The 19344-nt window shown below is 52.5% G+C and carries 17 protein-coding genes; 9 read left to right on the plus strand and 8 right to left on the minus strand.

The window, feature by feature from the left end; translation table 11 throughout:
- Positions 1-101: 101 nt before the first annotated feature.
- Entirely contained in the window at positions 102-1442 is a 1341-nt protein-coding gene (locus SH527x_RS01690) for an ABC transporter permease (RefSeq protein WP_437192924.1), read from the minus strand.
- Positions 1443-1852: 410 nt separating this feature from the next.
- Between SH527x_RS01690 and SH527x_RS01695 the strand changes: the two genes are divergently transcribed.
- Positions 1853-2884, plus strand: a complete 1032-nt coding sequence (locus SH527x_RS01695) for a DUF1559 domain-containing protein (protein WP_437192925.1) — start codon at positions 1853-1855, stop codon at positions 2882-2884.
- A 152-nt stretch (positions 2885-3036) separates the two neighbouring features.
- A complete protein-coding gene (locus tag SH527x_RS01700) occupies positions 3037-3435 on the plus strand; it encodes a hypothetical protein (protein WP_437192926.1) in 399 nt (132 codons plus the stop codon).
- Between the two features lie 128 nt (positions 3436-3563).
- Here the strand turns inward: SH527x_RS01700 and nhaA are convergent, their stop codons facing one another.
- Complete coding sequence (gene nhaA / locus SH527x_RS01705; protein ID WP_437192927.1) at positions 3564-4913, minus strand: Na+/H+ antiporter NhaA; 1350 nt, start codon at positions 4911-4913, stop codon at positions 3564-3566.
- Between the two features lie 221 nt (positions 4914-5134).
- Here nhaA and SH527x_RS01710 point away from each other — a divergent pair, with 221 nt between their 5' ends.
- Positions 5135-5278 (plus strand): hypothetical protein, encoded by a 144-nt coding sequence (locus SH527x_RS01710; RefSeq protein WP_437192928.1) that lies wholly within the window; start codon positions 5135-5137, stop codon positions 5276-5278.
- 30 nt (positions 5279-5308) lie between these two features.
- On the opposite strand, the gene SH527x_RS01715 is transcribed toward SH527x_RS01710, so the two are convergent.
- From SH527x_RS01715 to SH527x_RS01725, 3 genes are all read right to left on the minus strand, one after another.
- On the minus strand, positions 5309-5935 hold the full coding sequence (locus SH527x_RS01715) for an FMN-dependent NADH-azoreductase (RefSeq protein WP_437192929.1): 627 nt from the start codon (positions 5933-5935) through the stop codon (positions 5309-5311).
- Between the two features lie 68 nt (positions 5936-6003).
- Positions 6004-6804 (minus strand): pirin family protein, encoded by an 801-nt coding sequence (locus tag SH527x_RS01720; RefSeq protein WP_437192930.1) that lies wholly within the window; start codon positions 6802-6804, stop codon positions 6004-6006.
- Positions 6805-6856: 52 nt separating this feature from the next.
- The gene (locus SH527x_RS01725) at positions 6857-7327 is read right to left on the minus strand and encodes a MarR family winged helix-turn-helix transcriptional regulator (protein ID WP_437192931.1); all 471 of its coding nucleotides are present in this window, start codon (positions 7325-7327) and stop codon (positions 6857-6859) included.
- A 298-nt stretch (positions 7328-7625) separates the two neighbouring features.
- Between SH527x_RS01725 and glgP the strand changes: the two genes are divergently transcribed.
- From glgP to recG, 6 genes are all read left to right on the plus strand, one after another.
- Entirely contained in the window at positions 7626-9773 is a 2148-nt protein-coding gene (gene glgP, locus SH527x_RS01730) for an alpha-glucan family phosphorylase (protein ID WP_437192932.1), read from the plus strand.
- The gene (locus SH527x_RS01735) at positions 9749-10981 is read left to right on the plus strand and encodes a HEAT repeat domain-containing protein (protein WP_437192933.1); all 1233 of its coding nucleotides are present in this window, start codon (positions 9749-9751) and stop codon (positions 10979-10981) included. Before glgP ends, SH527x_RS01735 begins: the two co-directional genes overlap by 25 nt.
- Before the next feature lie 417 nt (positions 10982-11398).
- Entirely contained in the window at positions 11399-12052 is a 654-nt protein-coding gene (locus tag SH527x_RS01740) for a LuxR C-terminal-related transcriptional regulator (RefSeq protein ID WP_437192934.1), read from the plus strand.
- 504 nt (positions 12053-12556) lie between these two features.
- Entirely contained in the window at positions 12557-12775 is a 219-nt protein-coding gene (infA, locus tag SH527x_RS01745; protein WP_092054121.1) for a translation initiation factor IF-1, read from the plus strand.
- A gap of 395 nt (positions 12776-13170) precedes the next feature.
- Entirely contained in the window at positions 13171-13659 is a 489-nt protein-coding gene (rnhA, locus tag SH527x_RS01750) for a ribonuclease HI (protein ID WP_437192935.1), read from the plus strand.
- Positions 13660-13770: 111 nt separating this feature from the next.
- On the plus strand, positions 13771-15858 hold the full coding sequence (gene recG / locus SH527x_RS01755) for an ATP-dependent DNA helicase RecG (RefSeq protein WP_437192936.1): 2088 nt from the start codon (positions 13771-13773) through the stop codon (positions 15856-15858).
- A 101-nt stretch (positions 15859-15959) separates the two neighbouring features.
- On the opposite strand, the gene SH527x_RS01760 is transcribed toward recG, so the two are convergent.
- The 3 genes from SH527x_RS01760 to SH527x_RS01770 all read right to left on the minus strand — a co-directional run bounded on the left by SH527x_RS01760 (position 15960) and on the right by SH527x_RS01770 (position 19137).
- Positions 15960-16370 (minus strand): hypothetical protein, encoded by a 411-nt coding sequence (locus SH527x_RS01760; protein WP_437192937.1) that lies wholly within the window; start codon positions 16368-16370, stop codon positions 15960-15962.
- A 123-nt stretch (positions 16371-16493) separates the two neighbouring features.
- Complete coding sequence (locus tag SH527x_RS01765; protein WP_437192938.1) at positions 16494-17438, minus strand: DUF1559 family PulG-like putative transporter; 945 nt, start codon at positions 17436-17438, stop codon at positions 16494-16496.
- Positions 17439-17850: 412 nt separating this feature from the next.
- On the minus strand, positions 17851-19137 hold the full coding sequence (locus tag SH527x_RS01770) for a DUF3592 domain-containing protein (RefSeq protein WP_437192939.1): 1287 nt from the start codon (positions 19135-19137) through the stop codon (positions 17851-17853).
- Between the last annotated feature and the right edge of the window lie 207 nt (positions 19138-19344).

Below are 19344 nucleotides of genomic sequence, written 5' to 3' on the forward strand. Positions count from 1 at the left end.
AGCCGCGCCCATCCGCACTTGGGTGTGCCACTTGGTCCAATTGCTGGACTGCGTGCATTACTTGCTTGTCGTCGAATGGCCGTAACTGTGTCATTACAGGTTCAGCCTCTTCGAATCGCTTCCATCGGGGATCTGGTGGCGGCTCTCCATGCCGGGTAAAGTCCGCCGAGAATTCCGAGCACCGCACTAAAAGCGGCTCCGAAAAGAAGTAGCGCCGGACCTGCGACCAGTCTGAGACGGTCCGGAAAGAGTGAGTTGATGATCTGCGTCGCTCCCCAACCGACGATCACGCCAATCAGTCCGCCGATGATCCCGATGATGGCACTTTCGAAAATCATCAGCAGCATCACGTTCCCTTTGGACCAGCCGTTTGCTCGAAGTATTCCGAACTCGGTCATTCGTTCAGAGACGCTCATGATCATCGTGTTCACAATGCTCAGGAGTGCGATGGTGACTCCCATCGCTGTGATCAACCCGAGAAACAGATTGAGGTCCCCGGTCATCTCAGAAAAGCGATCCGACCAGTCTTGTGCCAGCCGGACTTCGACCGCGCTGACTGGAGGGGATGGTGACTGTGTCTCTGTTGAATCTGTCGCGTTGTTTGTGAGCGAGCGATCACCGATACCAGGTGAGATCCCGGCTGAAAGCCAGAGTTGAATGGCATCTGAGATTGATTGAAGTGGTTGCGGAAGCGGGATTGCGAGTAGTAGAGCGAGGTCATTACTCGGTCCGTGGTTGGTCGTATCTCGCCCGACGTAGTGTTGTTCGATTGCTTTCTTCAGCGCTTGTGGGGACGTTTCTGGGTCTGGCTCAATATAGAATGCAGAAACCGCGTTGGGGCTGAGTCTCAAGAGTTCACGGACCGTATTGATGTCGAGCACAATGTTGACGTCCAACAGCATCGAACCTGTGTCATAGATCCCAATGATCTGGGCATCCGTACGATTCAAGCGAACAGTGTCCCCGATGGTTTTTCCGGTGTCGGTTGCGATCTGGCGGCTGATCAGGCAGTTCCGTTGACCGATGTCCTGCGCAGACAGAAACCGCCCTTCTTTCATGTTTTCGCGGTAGATGTCGCGCTGCAGGCGGAGGCGTTCCGGAATGTCCAGCCCCAATAGAAATCGTGGGGGCGAAATCAGGGTCTTCCCGTCGAGCACATTGAGCCGGTTCACAATCTCGGAGTCAACGACAGCGACACCAGGGAAGTTTTGAAGTTCAGTTTTCCACTCAGCAGGAAGAGTGGAAAAGATCGGAAGCGGTGAGCCTCGTTCCTGAATCGCCAGACCTGGGATCTGGGAAAAGGTTCTTTGCACAACGGCATCGATTCCGGCGGCGATTGAAAACAGGATCGTCATGCTGGCGATGGCGATGATCAACCCTGCCAGCGCTAAGATTGTCCGTAATGGGCGACTGAGGAGATTGCTGAGTGCGAATCGCAGCATGTGGAGATTGCTTCGAATTCAAGTTCGTGTGCAGTGAACTCTGATGTCTTGAAGAGGATTGTACTGATGATCAGCAATATTGGCACTCAGGTTCCAGTTGCGGAAACTGGGGCATTGAGTTGAGGCTCCAGAATCGTTGTCATCTTTAAGCAAGCCCAACCGGAACTCTCGCCGGTGCCTCCTTTTACGCACTGCGGAGTCGCTTTCAGGTTTCACTTCCCGGGCTGGTTTACGTGTCTGTAAGTCTTGATGCGTTCTGGTGTTAAAGCTTTGGGTTTGCTTATTCGTCCGCTGGCAGGTCTTCATTTATACGTATATGATCCGTTGGCCTGCGATGTGGCCGTTTCGGAATGTTCTTTGCCGATTCGGCGATTGGGACGTCTATATTTATCGTTATCAGTGAGGTGATTGTGTTGAATTCCGTAGGTGCGAAGATGCACCGGCAGGCGAAAGCTGCGTTTACGCTGATTGAGCTACTGGTGGTCATTGCCATCATTGCGATTTTGATCGCGTTGCTGTTGCCAGCGGTACAGCAGGCTCGCGAAGCGGCTCGCAGAAGCCAGTGCAAGAACCACCTCAAGCAGATTGGTCTGGCACTGCACAATTATCATGATACCCATCTGACGTTTCCACCGGGTTCCAACGGTGGTTCAACGACATCCGAAGTGCCATTTCTCGTTCCGAACTGGCGACTACACATTTTTCCACAGATGGAACAGACTGCGCTCTACAACAAGTTGGACTTTATAACTGCAGCGCGGAGCTTCGCCGGAAGTACCTCCAGCACTAACGCCGTCTTACTTGGTGGACATGTGGTTCCGGTCTACGCTTGCCCATCGAGCTCTCTCGACCCGAATGGTGCTCCACTCCCGACCACGACCACCCACAACCCGAGACGTATTCAGGTGCCGATGTATGTTGGAGTTGCTGGTGCCTCGATTGGCAGCGCAGCAGAGTTCCCAGTTGGAAAAAATGTCGGGTTCGCGAATGGTTATGGGATCTTCACTAACAACGGCATGTTGCAGTGGAACTATAACGTGCGGATGAAAGACTGTACTGACGGAACCTCAAATACACTCATTGTTGCCGAGCAGTCCGGAATGGTGGGGACCTCCGATATTCGTTCAGGCTACTACGGAGGTTACAACGGTGCCACCTTCCCATCGCCTGTGAGCTCGACGGTACAAACCGCTCCTGGCGTTGGGTCGACCGTCTGGTCAGTTGGGATCTCCAGTTTTCGATTGCGGATCAATCCGACGAGTGCGTCGACCGGATCGACGAATTCTTACAATCCAAACACTGCATGGAATTCGATGCATACCGGCGGGATTCACGGACTCCTTTCAGACGGATCCGTGCGATTCATTTCAGACACGACTGACATGAACACTCTGCGAAGTCTGTCTGCTCGTAATGACGGTGAAGTCGTCGGCGAATTCTAAGATCGCCAGATTCTGTTCTTTACTGCCTGTGTGCGAATTTCACTCGATTGTGCAGTGTCTGGGAAATCAGCTTTTTCAGAACGATATTTGAGATCGCCGCTGTGCTGTCCGACAGGTTGGTGCAGCGGTGTCTCTTTTTTGGAGTTTGATGAATGAGTTTGGTTAAGAACTCGTTGACGAGTCTCGTTCTGATTGCAGGCGTCTTCTTGCTGCAGGGGTGTGGTGGAGCCAAAACCGCTCCGACGGGATCGGTCTCCGGAAAGGTCACTCTGGCCGATCAACCGTTAAGTGCAGTCGTTGTTGAATTCTTCTCAAGCGAGCTTGCCGTTGGTGCGATCGGGAACACCCAGGAAGATGGGACCTACAAGATCGAAGGGAAGTTGCCAGTCGGATCGTATGTGGTCACGGTCAATCATCTTCCGCCTGAGCCAGGACAGCCTGCGGTGAAGACGACACCGGTTCCGCCCAAGTACTCCAATGCGAAAACATCACAATTGGAGTTCACCGTTACAAGTGGGGCGAATGAGTTTGATCTCGCCCTGACAAAGTGATCGTCATCACTTTATTATTGTGAAACCCAAATCAAAGAGAAGACCACCCGCGAACCGCAACGGGTGGTCTTTTTGTTCATTCAGGCGGATTGATCTTCACCGCGGAGCGTGCTTTGTCCATACGGAGACTACTTCTTCATTTTCATGGTGCGTGATGATGCGACTGCGAGGATTGTGCTGCCAACAATCATGCTTAGAAGGGAGCCCGTCAATGTTCCGAGCTTTCCGGCATCCAGTAAATTCTCTGGGAGCGCAAGTCCCGCGAGAAAGATCGACATGGTGAAGCCGATTCCGCTCAGGCAGGCTCCCCCTGTCAGTAATCCCCAAGTTAATTCAGGAGGACGTTTAGCGATGCTAAGCTGGATTGCAATGGCGGAGAACAGCAGAATTCCCACAGGCTTTCCAATAAAAAGTCCTGCGGCAATGGCTATTGAAACTGGATCGGTGATTGCATTCAGTTGAAGTGTGACACCTGCATTGGCCAGGGCAAAAAGTGGCATGATTCCAAACGCGACCCATGGATGCAGGAATGATTCAAGGCGTTCCAGTGGAGCAACACCTTCTCTCACCGCAAACTCAGCCCGATTGAGGAGACGTTGGTGGGCGACCTCTTCATCTCCATTCTGCAACTGGTCAAGAGTTCGTTTCATAATATCCCGCAATCGTTCAAAGCCGATCCAAGGATAAGCGGGTGTCATTAGTCCCAGTACAACTCCTGCAATGGTGGGGTGCATTCCCGACTGAAATATGGCAAACCAGACAAGTGCCCCGACTAAAACATAAAGTGGAATCTTACGAACTCCGCTGATTCGCATGACGAATGTCAATGCAAACCCACATCCCGCAAGAATCAGAGCCCACCATTGAATTGTTTCAGTGAATACCAAGGCAATAATAAGAACGGCGCCTAAATCGTCGACGATAGCGAGTGTGAGTAATAAAATCTTCAGGCTGTTGGGGATGCGGTTGCCGAAGATTGCCAGCACTCCCACGACAAATGCAATATCTGTGGCCATCGGGATTGCCCATCCCTTTGCAGCGGCCGGATCAAACTCTCCTACGGAAGAGATGCCAACAAAGACTAAAGCCGGGGCGATCATTCCGCCAATTGCAGCCAGAATCGGCAATGCCGCCTGTCGAAGATCACGAAGTTCACCAGAAACGATCTCACGTTTGATCTCCAAGCCGACGACAAAGAAGAAGACTGTCATCAACCCATCATTAATGACGTGCAGAAGACTTTTCTTGAATGACCAGTCTCCAACGGACACGCCGCAATAGGTTTTCCAAAGCGATTCGTACGCTTCTGACCATGGCGAATTGGCGAGTACCAACGCCAGAATCGTGCATCCCATCAACAGGAACCCACTACTTGACTGGATTGCAAGAAATCTTCGGAAGGGAGCAGTGAGGCGATCCACGCGGGTCGTGGGCAATAACGGCTTCAGAAAATCGTCATCAAGTTTCGGGTGAGACATCAGTCCTGTTGATCTCCAGTATTTCGGTTGAAGGCTTTAGTCCAGGCGCCTGAGTTCCGGCGATCTAAAGGGGGGCGAGTCGACAGGTCGCCTTTCACGATGTAAAGAATGGGGTCTGTCGTCCCAAGTAGGCAGTCGGGGCTATTGCCGTTTCAGTAAGGGAAGGTACTTCTGCCCTACTCGCCTCAATGAAAGAACTCACCAACTATAGCGACAGCGAGATGCTACATCTCCTGACCCGCAGGCTGGTGAGTTCCGATTTGAGTATCGATCAAGTTCTGAAGCGGATCAAGACGTTTGGAGAGAATCTGGGGAAACGGCAGGGGATTCGGTCTCCTGATGGGCATTTTGTGGTTTACATGTAAATTAGTTGGCTAAAATGTGGTGAAGGCTGATCAGAATGTTGCCGCGAGTTCTTGGGCTGTGGCGATCGCCTTGGATTCTGTCTTGCGGACATCTTCTGGTGCTGCAAGTGTTGGTTCGACCAGCACTGACTGGATGTCTTTGAACCCGATGAATCCCAGAAGAAAGTCGAGATATCCTTTCTGGAAATCGATCCCTTTCATCTCTTCACTGGAGTAGGCTCCGCCGCGGGCGTAAATGACAGTGATTGGTTTTCCTGTTACCAGACCGCTATAGCCAGTGGCAGGGTCAAAGCTGAATGTCTGGCCGGGTTGTGCAATGACGTCAATGTAATGCTTGAGCCTGTAGGGGATGCCGAAGTTCCACATTGGCAGGCTGATCACGTACTTGTCGGCGGCTTTGAATTCATCACAGAGGCTCACGACTGCATTCCAGGCCTGCTGTTGTTCTGGGGAGAAGCCTTGCCCGTGCAGTACCTGATACTTGGCATCGATCGTGAATCCGTCAAATTCTGGCAGTTTCCTTTCCCACAGGTCGAGAGTGACCACCTCATCGTTTGGATGGGATGCTTTGTATGCTTCAAGAAACACGTTCGTCACAGCGATCGACTTTGAACGAGCCTTGCGTGGTGATGCTTCGATATAAAGTAACTTAGCCATGGGGCTTCCCTGTTCTGCTGTCTTTGGTTTGTATTTCTAAGTCGACCACGGTGAGTGTCATCGTGGACTCAGGCAAGATCGAAAAGTAAAGCGTCAGTGTGGGTGACCGCTTCGATATGCAGCGGTGTTGCTCGACTGGTAGCGATTGCGTCGCCGTCACGCAGGCGAGTCCCGTTGACGATGAGTTCTCCGCGTGCGACTTGAAGCCAGGCGTGTCGATTCTTCTCGACGGTGTAGGCAAGCGTTTCGCCGGGCAGCAGATTGGTTGCAAAGATTGAGGCATCCTGTCGAATGGCAACTGCAGCCTTGGTTCCTTCAGGACCTGCGATTCGCTTCCACTGCTGGCGTTTCTCGTCGATCGTGACTTTCTGGTCGCTGTATCGTGGGCTGACTCCTCGCATTGCTGGCTGAATCCAGATCTGCAGGAAATGGTTGCCGAGTTCGCTGCTCGGGTTGTATTCGCTGTGAGTGATTCCAGTGCCAGCGGACATCATTTGAATGTCATCTGGTGTGATGATTGCTCCGCGGCCAGTGCTGTCTTTGTGCTGCAGTTCTCCGTCCAGGATGTACGAGATGATTTCCATGTCACGGTGTGGATGGGTTGGAAATCCGCGACCTGGAGCAATGCGGTCATCGTTAATGACACGCAGTGAACGGAACCCCATGTGCCGCTGGTCGTAGTAGCCTGCGAACGAGAATGAGTGATAGCTTTTCAACCACCCAAGATCAGTTTGTCCACGCTCTTTTGCCTGTCGGATTAGAAGGTCTGCAGGTGTTGACTGTTGCCCGAGAACTGAGATCGGGTTGGCGGCAACGTGAATCAAACCTGCAGAGGTGACTGCCAAAGCGGTGCGTCGTGAGACTTCCATGTTCTTATCCTTTTTGATTATTGTTTACATGTAAACGAAGTGGTTAAAAAAGTCATGAGTTGATCGCTGAACGAACATCTTCGAGCATCTGAATGAGTCGCTTCAGGTCTGCTTTCTTTGCACCTTTCATGAGCGATGCATGCATATCGAGAATCGGCTGATCGAGTCTTGCCAGCAGTTGGAGCGCCTCTGGTTTTAATTCAATTGTGTAGACGCGACGATCTTCATTTGATTGGGTCTTGCTGATGAGATCCGAGGCCAGCAGTTGGTCGACAACCCGAGTAATTGCTGGGGCCACCTGAATCATTCGTTCTGCGACTTCAAGGCAAGGCATGGGCTTCCCTTCACCTCGAAGAATCCGCAAGACATTGTATTGAGACGACGTCAATCCGTACTCGCGTAAGAGGCGAGCAAGTCGGTTCTCCAGCAAGTCGCTTGTCCGCAGGAGGGCCAGCGTTGCTTCCTGTTCAATGGAGGCAAAGGGCCCCCGCTTTTTCAATTCTTCGCGAAGTGGTGTTGTCATTGTGTGCTCAAGTCTTCCTGATGGATTTTAGTTTACATGTCATGTTGTTGTCCGTCAAGTGCAGTAGGATTTGAAGAGACGTCTAAGGAATCTGTCTGCAATCGTCGTGGTCTTCAACTGTCTTGAAGATTACGCAAATTAACTGCTCGACCAATTTCACTGCGGTCGGCTATACTCCACGAAGCATTTGAGGAGAAGGACTGTTCCAGGGACGCTGAGATCCTCTCTGGCGACGACTCCGTTTTTTTGAATGCTTCAGGCCGATTTTAGCTGACAACTCTGTTGAAAGTGCTGGCTTATGGCTGCTGCGAAGACGATTCACGAGAAGTTGACCGAGATTGTGGGAAATCTTTGGTGGAGCTGGCAGCCAGAAGTCACCGACATCTTTCGAGAAATCGACCCGATCTTGTGGTCTGAGCTGTCGCATAACCCAATTCTCCTTTTACGCGAGTATCCACCGGAAAAGCTGGAACTGCGTGCTCGTACCGAGGTGCTGCACTCGCGTATTAACGCGGCGTACCGCGACATGCGGGAATACCTGATTTCGCAGGAAACTTGGGGAGACACCCACGCTGGTGTTCTCGGGTTTCGACCTGTCGCCTACTTCTCCGCTGAATTCGGCCTTCATGAATCCTTTAGGATTTACTCTGGTGGCTTGGGGATTCTGTCCGGCGACCATATGAAGAGTGCTTCTGATCTCGGGATCCCGATGGTCGGCGTTGGGCTCTTCTATAACGAAGGATATTTCACACAGCTTGTCAGCCAGGACGGTTGGCAACAGGAAGAGTATTCACGCGCCGATCCGAATGATCTGCCGATATCAGAGGTGACCAAGCCAGATGGCGAGGTCCTGTCGATCACGATTGATACCCGCGGCGGTCAGATTCATGCCAAGGTCTGGTGCGTTCATGCGGGGCGCATTCCAATCTATCTGCTCGACTCAAACGTTCCTGAGAACTCGCCAGAGGATCGCGCATTGACTGCTCGATTGTATGGCGGAGACCAGCGGACCCGAATTCGTCAGGAACTGTTGCTCGGTGTGGGCGGTGTGAAAGCACTGTCGGCGTTGGGGATCAAGCCGCGCGTGATTCACATGAACGAAGGGCATTCTGCGTTTGCTTCACTGGAGCTGATTCGGATGCGGATTCAGGAGGATGGAATCTCGTTTGAGCGCGCCTTGCGAGAAACGGCGGCGATGGGAGTCTTCACGACGCACACTCCTGTTCCGGCCGGTCACGATCGTTTTGACAGCGGCCTGATGGAAGAGCATCTTGGCCCATTGCGTGATCAACTCCATCTGGACCATCAAGGATTGATGGGGCTGGGGCGAATTGACCCGAACAATCATGACGAAACATTTTGCATGACTGTGCTGGCGTTTCGGGCCAGTCGCCGAGCCAACGCCGTTTCAAACCTGCACGGTGTTGTGAGTCGACGCATGTGGAGAAATCTCTGGATCTGGCGGAATGAAGATGAAATTCCCATCGGTCACATTACCAATGGGGTGCACGTCAGCACCTGGCTCGCTCAGCATATGCAGTCCTTGTACAACCGCTACCTGCCCATTAACTGGATGCAGCGAACTGGCGAGCCGGAGGTCTGGGCGGAATTCGACAAGGTGAAGTCGTCTGAGTTGTGGGAGACGCACCTGTCGTTGAAGAATCGCCTGATTCAACATGCTCGCTATTTGTTAACGAGGCAGGCAAAACGCTATGGATTGGGGGCTGATGTTATCAGCACTTTCCAGTCGTTTCTTGAGCCTCAACATCTCCTGATTGGCTTCGCCCGACGCTTTGCTCCTTATAAGCGTGCTGACCTTCTGATGCGCGATCTGGAATTGCTGGAGCGGATTCTGAGTGATGCGGACCGGCCAGTGCAGTTCGTCTTCGGGGGGAAGGCACATCCTGCAGACGAGCTTGGCAAGCAGATTATGCAACGCATTTATCGCTTGTCTCAGGAACCGGCGTTCAAAGGCAAAATTGTCTTTCTTGAGGACTACGATATCAACCTGGCCCGTTATCTGGTTCAGGGAGTGGATGTCTGGTTGAACAACCCGCGACGGCCACTGGAAGCATCTGGAACCAGCGGACAGAAAGTTGTGTTGAATGGCGGATTGAATCTCTCTGTTCTCGACGGATGGTGGGCTGAAGCCTTTGATGGGCAGAACGGCTTTGCAATCGGAGACGGTTTGATTCATGCAAATCAGGACATTCAGGACGAACGCGACGCGAAGTCACTCATGTCAGTTTTGCAGGAACAAGTGATTCCATTGTATTATGATCGGAATCAGGACGACCTGCCTGAAGGTTGGATTCTCCGCATGAAACGGGCCGTCGCCACGTTAGGCTGGCGGTTCAATGCCGATCGAATGGTGATGGATTACGTGACTCAGGCATATATCCCTGCAGCGGGAGGGACCTCTTGCAACATGACATTCCCATCCTGATTCTGCCTGTCAGAAGCCCCGCCGAATTCAGAGGGATTGCGCGGAGGGTGTATGCCGCCTGTCTGGTCGCTGTTCTGATGGGGAGCGCTGCTGTTGCAGCCAGTGTTCAGGAAGGGCGATTGTACGGCGGCAAACCAATTACATACTGGCAAGAGTATGTGAAGACGAATTCGTTGGCGGATCTCGGTGAGCCAGAGACGGTCGACTCGCTGATTGAGATCGTTTCGGACACCGGGTTGAACTGGTCGCAGCGGCGACAGATGGCGTTGATGCTGGGGAGGATCGGGCCTCGTGCCAAGGCTGTGGTGCCTGTCTTTGTCCGCTTTTTGAATAGCGATGAAGCAGACAAGATCCATTCGCGGCTGTGGGCTCTGCGTGGATTGGCACTTCTCGGGACGGTCGCAGAAGCGGCCACTCCAGATGTTGCTCGGATTGCGAACGATGATTCCCTGCCCTTCTACGTCAGGGCCACTGCACTGGAAACTCTTGCTTCAGTTGGGGCCAATCGGCCAGAGTCGGTCGAAGTGTTACTGAAGGCGCTTCAAACGGATTCAAGGTCAACTGTGGATGCTGATCGAATTCGCATGATCGCTGCGGAATCACTGTCGTTGCAGGGAGCGAACGCAGCGGCGGCGATTCCTGAGCTTGTCCGCGCTTTGGAAAGCCACAATGTGCTGCTTCAGCGTGCAGCGGCGACTTGCCTGGGAAACATTGGACCGTCGGCCGAGGTTGCAGCGTCGGGACTGGTCGATTTGCTTCTGTTTTCGAATGGACTCGAAGCGTGTGAGGCGGCTGCAGATGCTTTGGCGAAAATCGGTCCGGATGGGGTGCGCTCCCTGTCCCGGTTGATGAAAGATACCGATGCGAACGTCCGCAGACTTGGTGTTCGCGGGTTATCCAAGGCCCCTCAGAGCAGTGTGACCGAGACTGGATTACTGGCCGGGTTGATGGATTCGATGCCGATCATTCGAGTCGAGTCAGCTGAACCGCTGCTGCAATTTCCCTCTTCTCGACCCAAGGCGGTCAACGCACTCTGCGATGGTTTGGCTTCCTCTGATCGAAATACGCGTCTGGCTGCGTATCGAGCGTTACAGCGTCATTCAGATGTTGTCGAGATTCTACGGCCTCGACTCAGGGATGTGTCGCAGGATGCCTCGCTGTCGAACCAGTCGAGAGAAGCGGCAATGAAACTGCTGGGAAACGACTGAATGCGGTGTTGAGCAGCATCATTTCCGCATCGCATCAGCTCAGATCAAATTGCGCTTGTTGATGTTGTCTGCTGTATCTTTCCGCTGCGGACGCATTGTTCGCTGTGATATTTTTCGCACTGCAGTGAAATTACTCGCATGAGTGGTAACACGCTGTTTTGCTCAGCAGTGCAGTTCGGTGTTAAGTTACGTATCTCTTTGTCTTGTATGTGTTTGTGTGTGGTTTTTTGGCAAATTGTCATCTTGAGGGAAAGTGAACAGAAGAGAGGAAACTGGCCGAATAGTGTGTCTGTGCTGCGATGATTAGCGATTTTGCCATTGGCGACGATTGTGTCGAATAGCTACAAGTCGTTCAATCCGTTGAGTACGCCTGTTCAGTGTCTGCCAGTTTGCCCCCCCTCTAAAAGATTACACATCATGGCTAGCAAATCTGTTTTGCTGATTGACGAACAACCGCTCCTTCTTGAGGCGATGACCCACCGCCTTAACCCACTCCCAGAATTCACCGTTATTGGGCAGCATACTCATTCAGATCGGGCATTCTTTGACATCTTCGAGCGTCGCCCAGACATCGTTGTGATGGATCTTGAACTCCCAGGCCGTGGAGCAATTGAAGTCGCCGACCAGATTGCATTGCGGTTGCCAGCGACCAGAACTGTCTTCCTGACAAACTACGATACCGACATTTTTGTCGATGTGGCTCTGCGGCTTGGAGTCGCTGGATTCCTGCTGAAAACCGACCCTGTGAGTCAAATTGTCGAAGCGATCAAAATGGTTGCTCAGGGAGAGACGGTTTATTCAGAGTCGATTATGGAGCGTCTGCAGTATGACCGTGAGGCGAAAGAGTTTCGGGTCAAGTCACAGAGTTTCTTCGCTGGTCTGACATTGCGACAGATTCAAGTTCTGCGTCACCTGGCGCGGGGGGAAAGTGTCAAGGAAGTTGCGAAGGCAATGATGCTGTCCGAGCGAGCCATTGAAAGTCATAAGTACCGCATCATGCAGAAGATGGGGATTCATGACCGAGTCGTTCTGACTCGATACGCGATTCGGGAAGGCTTGATGCCAGCATGATCTTGAGAAACTTGAATCAAGATGTCCCATGCGATTGAAGTCAGGGCGCGCCTTCTTGCACCATCAAGAACAGCTTGCCCTGTTTTCGTTTTTGCCAGTCTGAACGGGTTCGCAGGGGGAACGCTTGCATTGTGGACAAGGTGACTGAGAATGTGAGAGATGTTCGATCTTTGATTATCTCGGTTTCCCTGACTCTCGGAGCGGCGACCTGTTTGCTCTTTCGCCTTTGCCTCGATAGACTTTCGCACTCTGCCTTCTTTGCGGAAGGTTGACGTTGTTGATTGCTCACGGAATTCTGAATTTTACGTAGCAGTCGTCGTGACAATGGGTTTTGCCGTTTGCGTATGAATTTCCTGGTCCGTCGCTGGATTGCAGCCTTCTGAATTTGCTGTGCGAAAGCGACGACGTGGATCAGGTGAAGTTTTCTGCAAACCACGAGAACCTGAAGCCTCGGTTGGCTGGTGTGTTAATTCTCTGCTTCAATTATTGAAAGGTGAATGGTTTATGGCCAAAGAAGGGGCCATTGAGATGGAAGGCCAAGTGCTGGAAGCACTGGCGAATACGCAGTTCCGCGTTCAGTTGGATAATGGTCACATTGTCCTTGCTCACGTGTCCGGAAAAATGCGCAAGAACTTCATCCGTATTGTTCCAGGGGACCGCGTGAAGGTCGAGATTTCTCCATACGATCTCGAACGAGGACGTATTACTTACCGCGCGAAGTAAGGTGATCGTGGAACTCCTGACCGTGGTGGAACTCGCTGATTTCCCTGCCCAGGAGTGATATTTCCAGTTCGTTGGTCGCGTGGCGTCGCGGCGATTTTCTGCTGCGCCCTCGCTCTCTTGTGATCGTCGAACTGTGCTTGTCCAGGCAACTGGATCATTCTCATGCTTTGCTCTATCGTGTGTCTGGCTGATTTCTGATCATGTCCTTTCCTGATCGAAGATCCGTTCAGACCGGTCGAGTTGATCACATGGCACCGCAGAGATTGAGACTGGTTAAAGTCAGTTTCCATCGTATCGCCACCAATCTGCTGTCTGCGGAGTATTGATTTCGGTCGGTTCGATTCTGTCACCGCCGTTCACACTTGTTGCTATTAAACCGGCCCGGAAAGTTCCTGATGACTCCCCCCCCTGCTGCTTCTCAGGATTGGCCGTTCGTCGTTCTGTTTACAGACGGCGCATGCAGCGGAAATCCGGGAAATGGGGGCTGGGCTTATCTCCTGCGGCATCCGCAGAGCGGCAGGGAAAAAGAGTTTTCCGGCGGGCTCGCCCTGACAACCAACAATCAGATGGAGTTGACCGCTGTTATTGAAGGGCTGCGGGCACTGACCAGACCGACAAGAGTCGAGGTTGTGACCGATAGCACTTATGTCGCCAAAGGGGCGATTGAATGGATGCCGGGTTGGAAGAAAAATGGCTGGCGTCGGAAAGAGAAGAACAGTTGGAAGCCAGTGAAGAATGTGGAGCTCTGGCAGCAACTGGATGAATTTCTCGCAATGCATCAAGTCAAGTTTACGATCATTAAAGGTCATAGTGGGCATCCAGAGAACGAACGCTGCGATGAGTTGGCCGTGGCCGCTGCTGCGAAGTTCAAGAATGCCGAGTAAGATCGCTTTCGTCTGATGTGCTGAGATTGCCGATTGCACTGCGGCAGCAAGATCGTTCTCGCAGGCCCATTGAGACGGGTTCCATTTTCGAAACAGATACCAGACGCGAACATGTCTGACGTTTACCTTGAATCCGACCTCGAAGCACTGCGCGGAGTCCGCCGTGATCGGCTTCCTTTGCTCAGGAAACTCGGCATTGAATGTGTCGGGGATCTGTTGTGGTATCTCCCGAGAGATATCCTCGATTTCAGCAATGTCTGTGAGCCGACGGACCTTCAGGTGGATGCGCTGCAAAGTGTGCGCGGTGTGGTTGTCGATCTGGACAGCCGGATGATTCGCGGCAACCGAACCATGACCAAGGTGCTGATCGATTGCGGCACCGACTATGTTCGGGCGAGCTGGTTCAATCAACCATGGATGCAGAAACGCTTTCAGCATGGCCAGACAGTATTGTTTTCCGGTAAGCCGAAATTCCGTGATGGAAAATGGGAGTTCTCACATCCCAACGTCCAATGGCTGGAACTGGAGGATACTCCGGAATCCGCGCGTCTGGTGCTGACTCGATACCGTCTGACGGAAGGGCTGAAGGTTGCCGAGCTGAGACGCATTATCGCGATGGCAATTGAGGCGACACTGCATCTGGTGAAGGACCCGCTCCCCTCAGAGATGGTGCGGAATCTGAAGTTCGCTTCATTGGAAGAGGCCTTGCGCGGGGTGCATCAGCCGGACTCTGCCGAGCAGTTTCAGCAGTCACGAACCAGATTGGTCTTCGATGACTTCTTTGAATTTCAACTGGGGATCTCGTTAAGGCGTCGGGCCTGGCGGGCTCGGTGTAATGCTCCGATGCTGGAGCGTTCAGCGAAAATTGATGCGCGCATTCGACGATTGTTTCCATTTACATACACCGACGGTCAGAACAAGGCGATCCACGAAATCGGGGCCGATCTGACGTCGGGATATGCCATGCATCGACTGCTTCAGGCTGATGTCGGAGCAGGGAAAACGGTCGTTGCCATTGATACAGCGCTGCTGGCTGTCGCACATGGATGGCAGGCGGTGATTATGACTCCAACAGAGATGCTGGCGACACAACACTGGCAGACGGTGGATCGTGCTCTTGAAGGCAGTCGAGTGAACCGCGTGTTGTTGACGGGAAGTCTTTCTACTGCGGAGCGGCAGCGTGCACTCTCAGGGATCGCCGATGGTTCGACTCAATTGATCATTGGGACACAAGCGGTCATTCAGGACGCGGTTCGATTTCACCGACTGGGAGTTGTCGTCATCGATGAGCAGCATAAGTTTGGTGTCGCTCAACGGGCGAAGTTTTCTGAGCTGACAGGTTCGATACCCCCGCACGTTCTCGTGATGACCGCGACTCCGATCCCACGAACACTGTGTCTGACGCAGTTCGGAGATCTGGACGTCACATTGGTGAAAGATAAACCTGCAGGGCGGCAGCCGGTGATCACCAGCAAGATCACAGGTGGAGAAGCCCGACGCAAAGCATGGGCGTTCCTTAAAGAAAAGTTGCAGTCCGGACGGCAGCTGTACGTTGTCTGTCCATTGGTGGAATCCGATGAGGATTCGATGACAGGAACTGCTTCTGCAGAATCGGTGTTCAGGGAACTCAGAGATTCTGAGCTCTCCGAGTTTCGAGTGGGGCTTGTGCATGGCCGGATGAAACGAGACGAACGCGAAGCGACGATGGATGCGTTTCGCGATCGTGAGTTGGATGTGCTCGTGGCTACGACCGTCATCGAAGTGGGAGTCGATGTTCCCAACGCGACGCTCATGGTGATTCTCGATGCAGAACGTTTCGGGCTGTCGCAGCTTCATCAGTTGAGAGGCCGAATTGCGCGCGGAAAGTTTCGAGGATACTGTTTCCTGTTTACTGAAACGCTCGCGGCAGACAGCCTGACCCGACTTGCGGTGTTAGAGCGAACCGGTGATGGATTCGAAGTCGCCGAACAGGATTTCGAACTTCGTGGGCCGGGGGACGTGCTGGGGACCAGACAGCATGGAGAGATGCCGTTGAGGTTTCCGAATCTCCTTCGCGAAGAGAAGATACTCGAACTCGCTCGACATGAAGCAGAACGTGTGGTTCACTCCGGTGAGTTTGAACTTCCACACTTCAATGTTCTGCGCTACCGCGTGGTGAAACGCTTTGAGCACGTTTTTGAGTTGCCTCGAAGCGGTTGAGTCCGCCAGAGATTAGTCTTCACTCAAAGTAAAATCCGCATCACAGGTCTCTGAATGAGTTGCCCATGATGCGGATTGTTTTAAAGCTCAACTTCTGCGTTTTACTTACTTTGAAGATCGAATTTGAGCGTCGTTGGCCCGTTCTCGATTGTCGCGGTCAGAGTCGATTTGAAGTTGAACTTTTCTGGAATGTACTGTTCGGTAGCTGGCTGGGTGCCTGACCCGTCAGCCGTGGGAACTGTCTTTCCTTCCGCAACGCGTGTCGCGGTGATTTCCACTTTTTTCTCGCCTGCACTGGATTCACCAGAGATGACACCGTCGACGACTTTGGCGAGATAGCTTTTCTCTTGCCCGGTCGGGTCCTTCAGCACAATGGTTGCGGACGGAATCGGGGTTCCGTCATAAGTCACAGTGCCGGTCAAAGGGTAAACCTTGGGACCTTGTTCGCCAGATCCGCATCCGGCGAGCATGCAAAAAAGAAACAAGCCGCCGCTGACAAACAGATGTTTCACTTGGAGGCCTTGTCTAAAGATGATCTTGATGAGACTTCGAGTGAAATACTCGGTCTTGAGTTGTGTTAACTGAGATGAACGACGTCGTGAATCGAGATATCAACAGCGATCGAGGATCGTTGTTTACCATTCACCAATCACTTCGCTTCCGGATCGGGTTCCCAATGCTTGAAACGTTGCTCGGTGAATGTTGCTTGAAGCAAATCGAACCGAACCATCTGCCATAGCAACATGGGCACCGCCGACGTGATAGCTGCGAAGATATGTCGATCGCGTGGTGCAGGTGAATCCAGCCGGAGTCGCGGCGTCGGTGCTGTTGCAGGGATGGACTTTAGGGTCATAGTTTCCGCAGCCACGTCCGCAATCGGGAATCGGTGTGTTCGGCGTTTCTGCAGTGGAGATCATCCCGCCATGGTGAGGCCCGCCTCCCCGATAGGTACCTGCTTCGCTCCAAGGGACATACGCGTCTCCGGATCCCCCTGAACCTGTCCGAACGACTCCTTCACCAATCAGCAGTGTGTTGCTCGTTCCATCCGTGATGCTGTTGATGCCAACTTTTGAATATTGGTAGAAAATTCCGTTCGCAGTTGTGAGCATCCCTGCGCCGACGTTGGAACCTCCGTTCCCTCCATAGCTTCCTCGGAAGCCAAGTGCCGACATGGTGCCTGGTTCAGGATTAGAGGGGCAGAAAAAGCTGTTCAGCACTGTGTTGCGTTGAGTTGCCTGATGGGAGTATTCCGGATTCGCTGTTTCGTAGGCGTTGTAGAGCGCTGTCTGTTCCACAAAGGGGAGGACTCGCTGGAACCAGGTATCTCGATTCTTTCTAAATCCAGCAACTCCTTCACGAGACCAGTACCCATACGGAAAGACAAGATGCGAATCGTGATAGTTATGTAAAGCCAATGCGATTTGTTTCAAATTGTTTTTGCACTGGCTTCTGCGAGCTGCTTCTCTAGCCTGTTGCACTGCAGGAAGCAGTAGCGCTATCAAGATCGCAATGATGGCAATCACCACCAATAGCTCGATCAGTGTGAAACCACGTTGAGAACGCTGTATCTGTTTTGGCACAATGGGTTTCCATTCGCGAGTGGAGAAATGAAGAAAACACGGAAATCACAGAGAAGTCGAACGCAAATGGTTCGATGAATTCGTTACAGGGAAAAAAGCAGCGAGTAGATATTGAAGCGAGGTGGGAAGTAGAGGTCGCGTAATGCAGAAATCGTCTGCAAAACTATTCATAGGGGATGGGTTATAATAGTCGAAATCGAATAGATCAAGGATGTTTGAAATGGTGTGTTAGTATGCGATGCGAGAGGGCCAGCGTGGCTTCCAGTCTTCGAAGACTCTTGTAATTGTCCCCTGCTCTCCAGGTGAATGTGGAGAAGAGAGCAGCGCGAAACTGCCTTGCGAATGCGAGAAGGGGAGAAACGCCGCGAGTCAGAGTCGGCATCTCGTTTAGAAAATCACTCTGTCAGGAAATTCAAATGGAGCGATGTGGGGGAACCTGCAGCTTGAAAACTTGATAGGCATCTGGCCAGCTGGCGATTTTGCCGTGTAGTTGAATTCGCCAGATGATCTTGTTGTTGACACTTTCGAAGCTATGCATCAGATGGCCGGGAATTGTGACCACAGCTTGGCCGTTGGCAATCGCAGTCGGCTCGTTCGTTTCAAAAATCAGGTCTTCGTGAAAAGCCTTCTCTTCAACCGATGTATTGGTCCCGACTGTGTAACGGACTTGCTCCACAGCCTTAAGTGTAATTGTGAACTCCGCGATGGAATGTGGGGGGCGATCGAATTCCCAGCTGATCGTTCCCGATTCCCCGAGTGGGATGCTTTTTCTTGAGAGAGTGACTTTTGCAACGGGGTTAAACAATGAGAGCGAGAAATAGATCAGGCCGACGAGCAGGAGGAATCCGACTGCCGCGAGAAAGAGAACGATGAGATCGGCTCCGCCGAAATCGCCTTGCTTCCAGTCCGGAAGTCTTTTGCTTGCCACGACGCTCACCACACCAATCCAAATGGCCGTGAACACGCCAAGAAACACGGCGCCGCATCCTCGCAACTGGGTTTCGGATTGCAGTTCGGTGGGCAGTCCGTCGTCGAGTGGTTCCTTCTCTGGGACCCACTTGCTTTGCTTCAGCTTCAGAACGCTCTGTGCCTGCTGATCCTGACTCGTCTTGGGCGTGAACGGATTCTCCTGTTCGGCGACATTTCGTCGATTCAATCGCCGATTTAATGTTCGAAGCACTGAGATCAGGGCAATAAGAAGAATCAGTGCTGGGACGGCGATGACGACGATATCCCGCCAGGCTTTCCACTGTGGAGTTTTGACCAGAATGGCATTGCCGGGATCTTCAGGATCGACATAGCAGACCGTCTTCTGGCCGACAGGATATTGCCGGGCGATGACTTCGAGGTCTTCTTTGGGGCCGGTTGCCTGAGCCTCATTGATCGAATATTGGCAGTTCTCGTGCTGTTGGTTGAACTCAAAGGAGTAGCAGATCTCCAATTGGAATGGAGGGTTGGCGGAAAGCTCGCTCTTCACAATTGTGCATGGGACTTCTGGCCAGTCCTGTGAGCGCAACACTTCCAGCGCAGGAGGCAAGATCGCCTGGAAAATTGGCCTCCCGATGATAAATGCGAATGAAAAGAAAACGTATCCCACGACGAGGGTGGAGACGACGCCGATCAAGTTTCCGAATTTTATCTTCGAACGAGCTGTGAGCGCCTTGTTTGAAGAACGCTTCTTCTGCTTCCCCATTGCCATGAGACGTCTTTCTGACTCCTGACAGTTACGATCAGGAGTGACCCCAGAATGAATTGGTCCCGGTCTGGAGACCATGTGGCAGATACCACACCTTCACTTACGAGAATGGCGTATTGTCTAGCATCTGGACGTACTCTCTGGCAAATCTTTTCGCTGCGATTCCCGGGACGTGCGTTGCGCAACGACAGGATGAAGAGGCGAAGCGGT

The organism is Planctomicrobium limosum (assembly GCF_051465645.1).
In the GTDB taxonomy this organism is placed as follows: Bacteria; Planctomycetota; Planctomycetia; order Planctomycetales; family Planctomycetaceae; genus Planctomicrobium.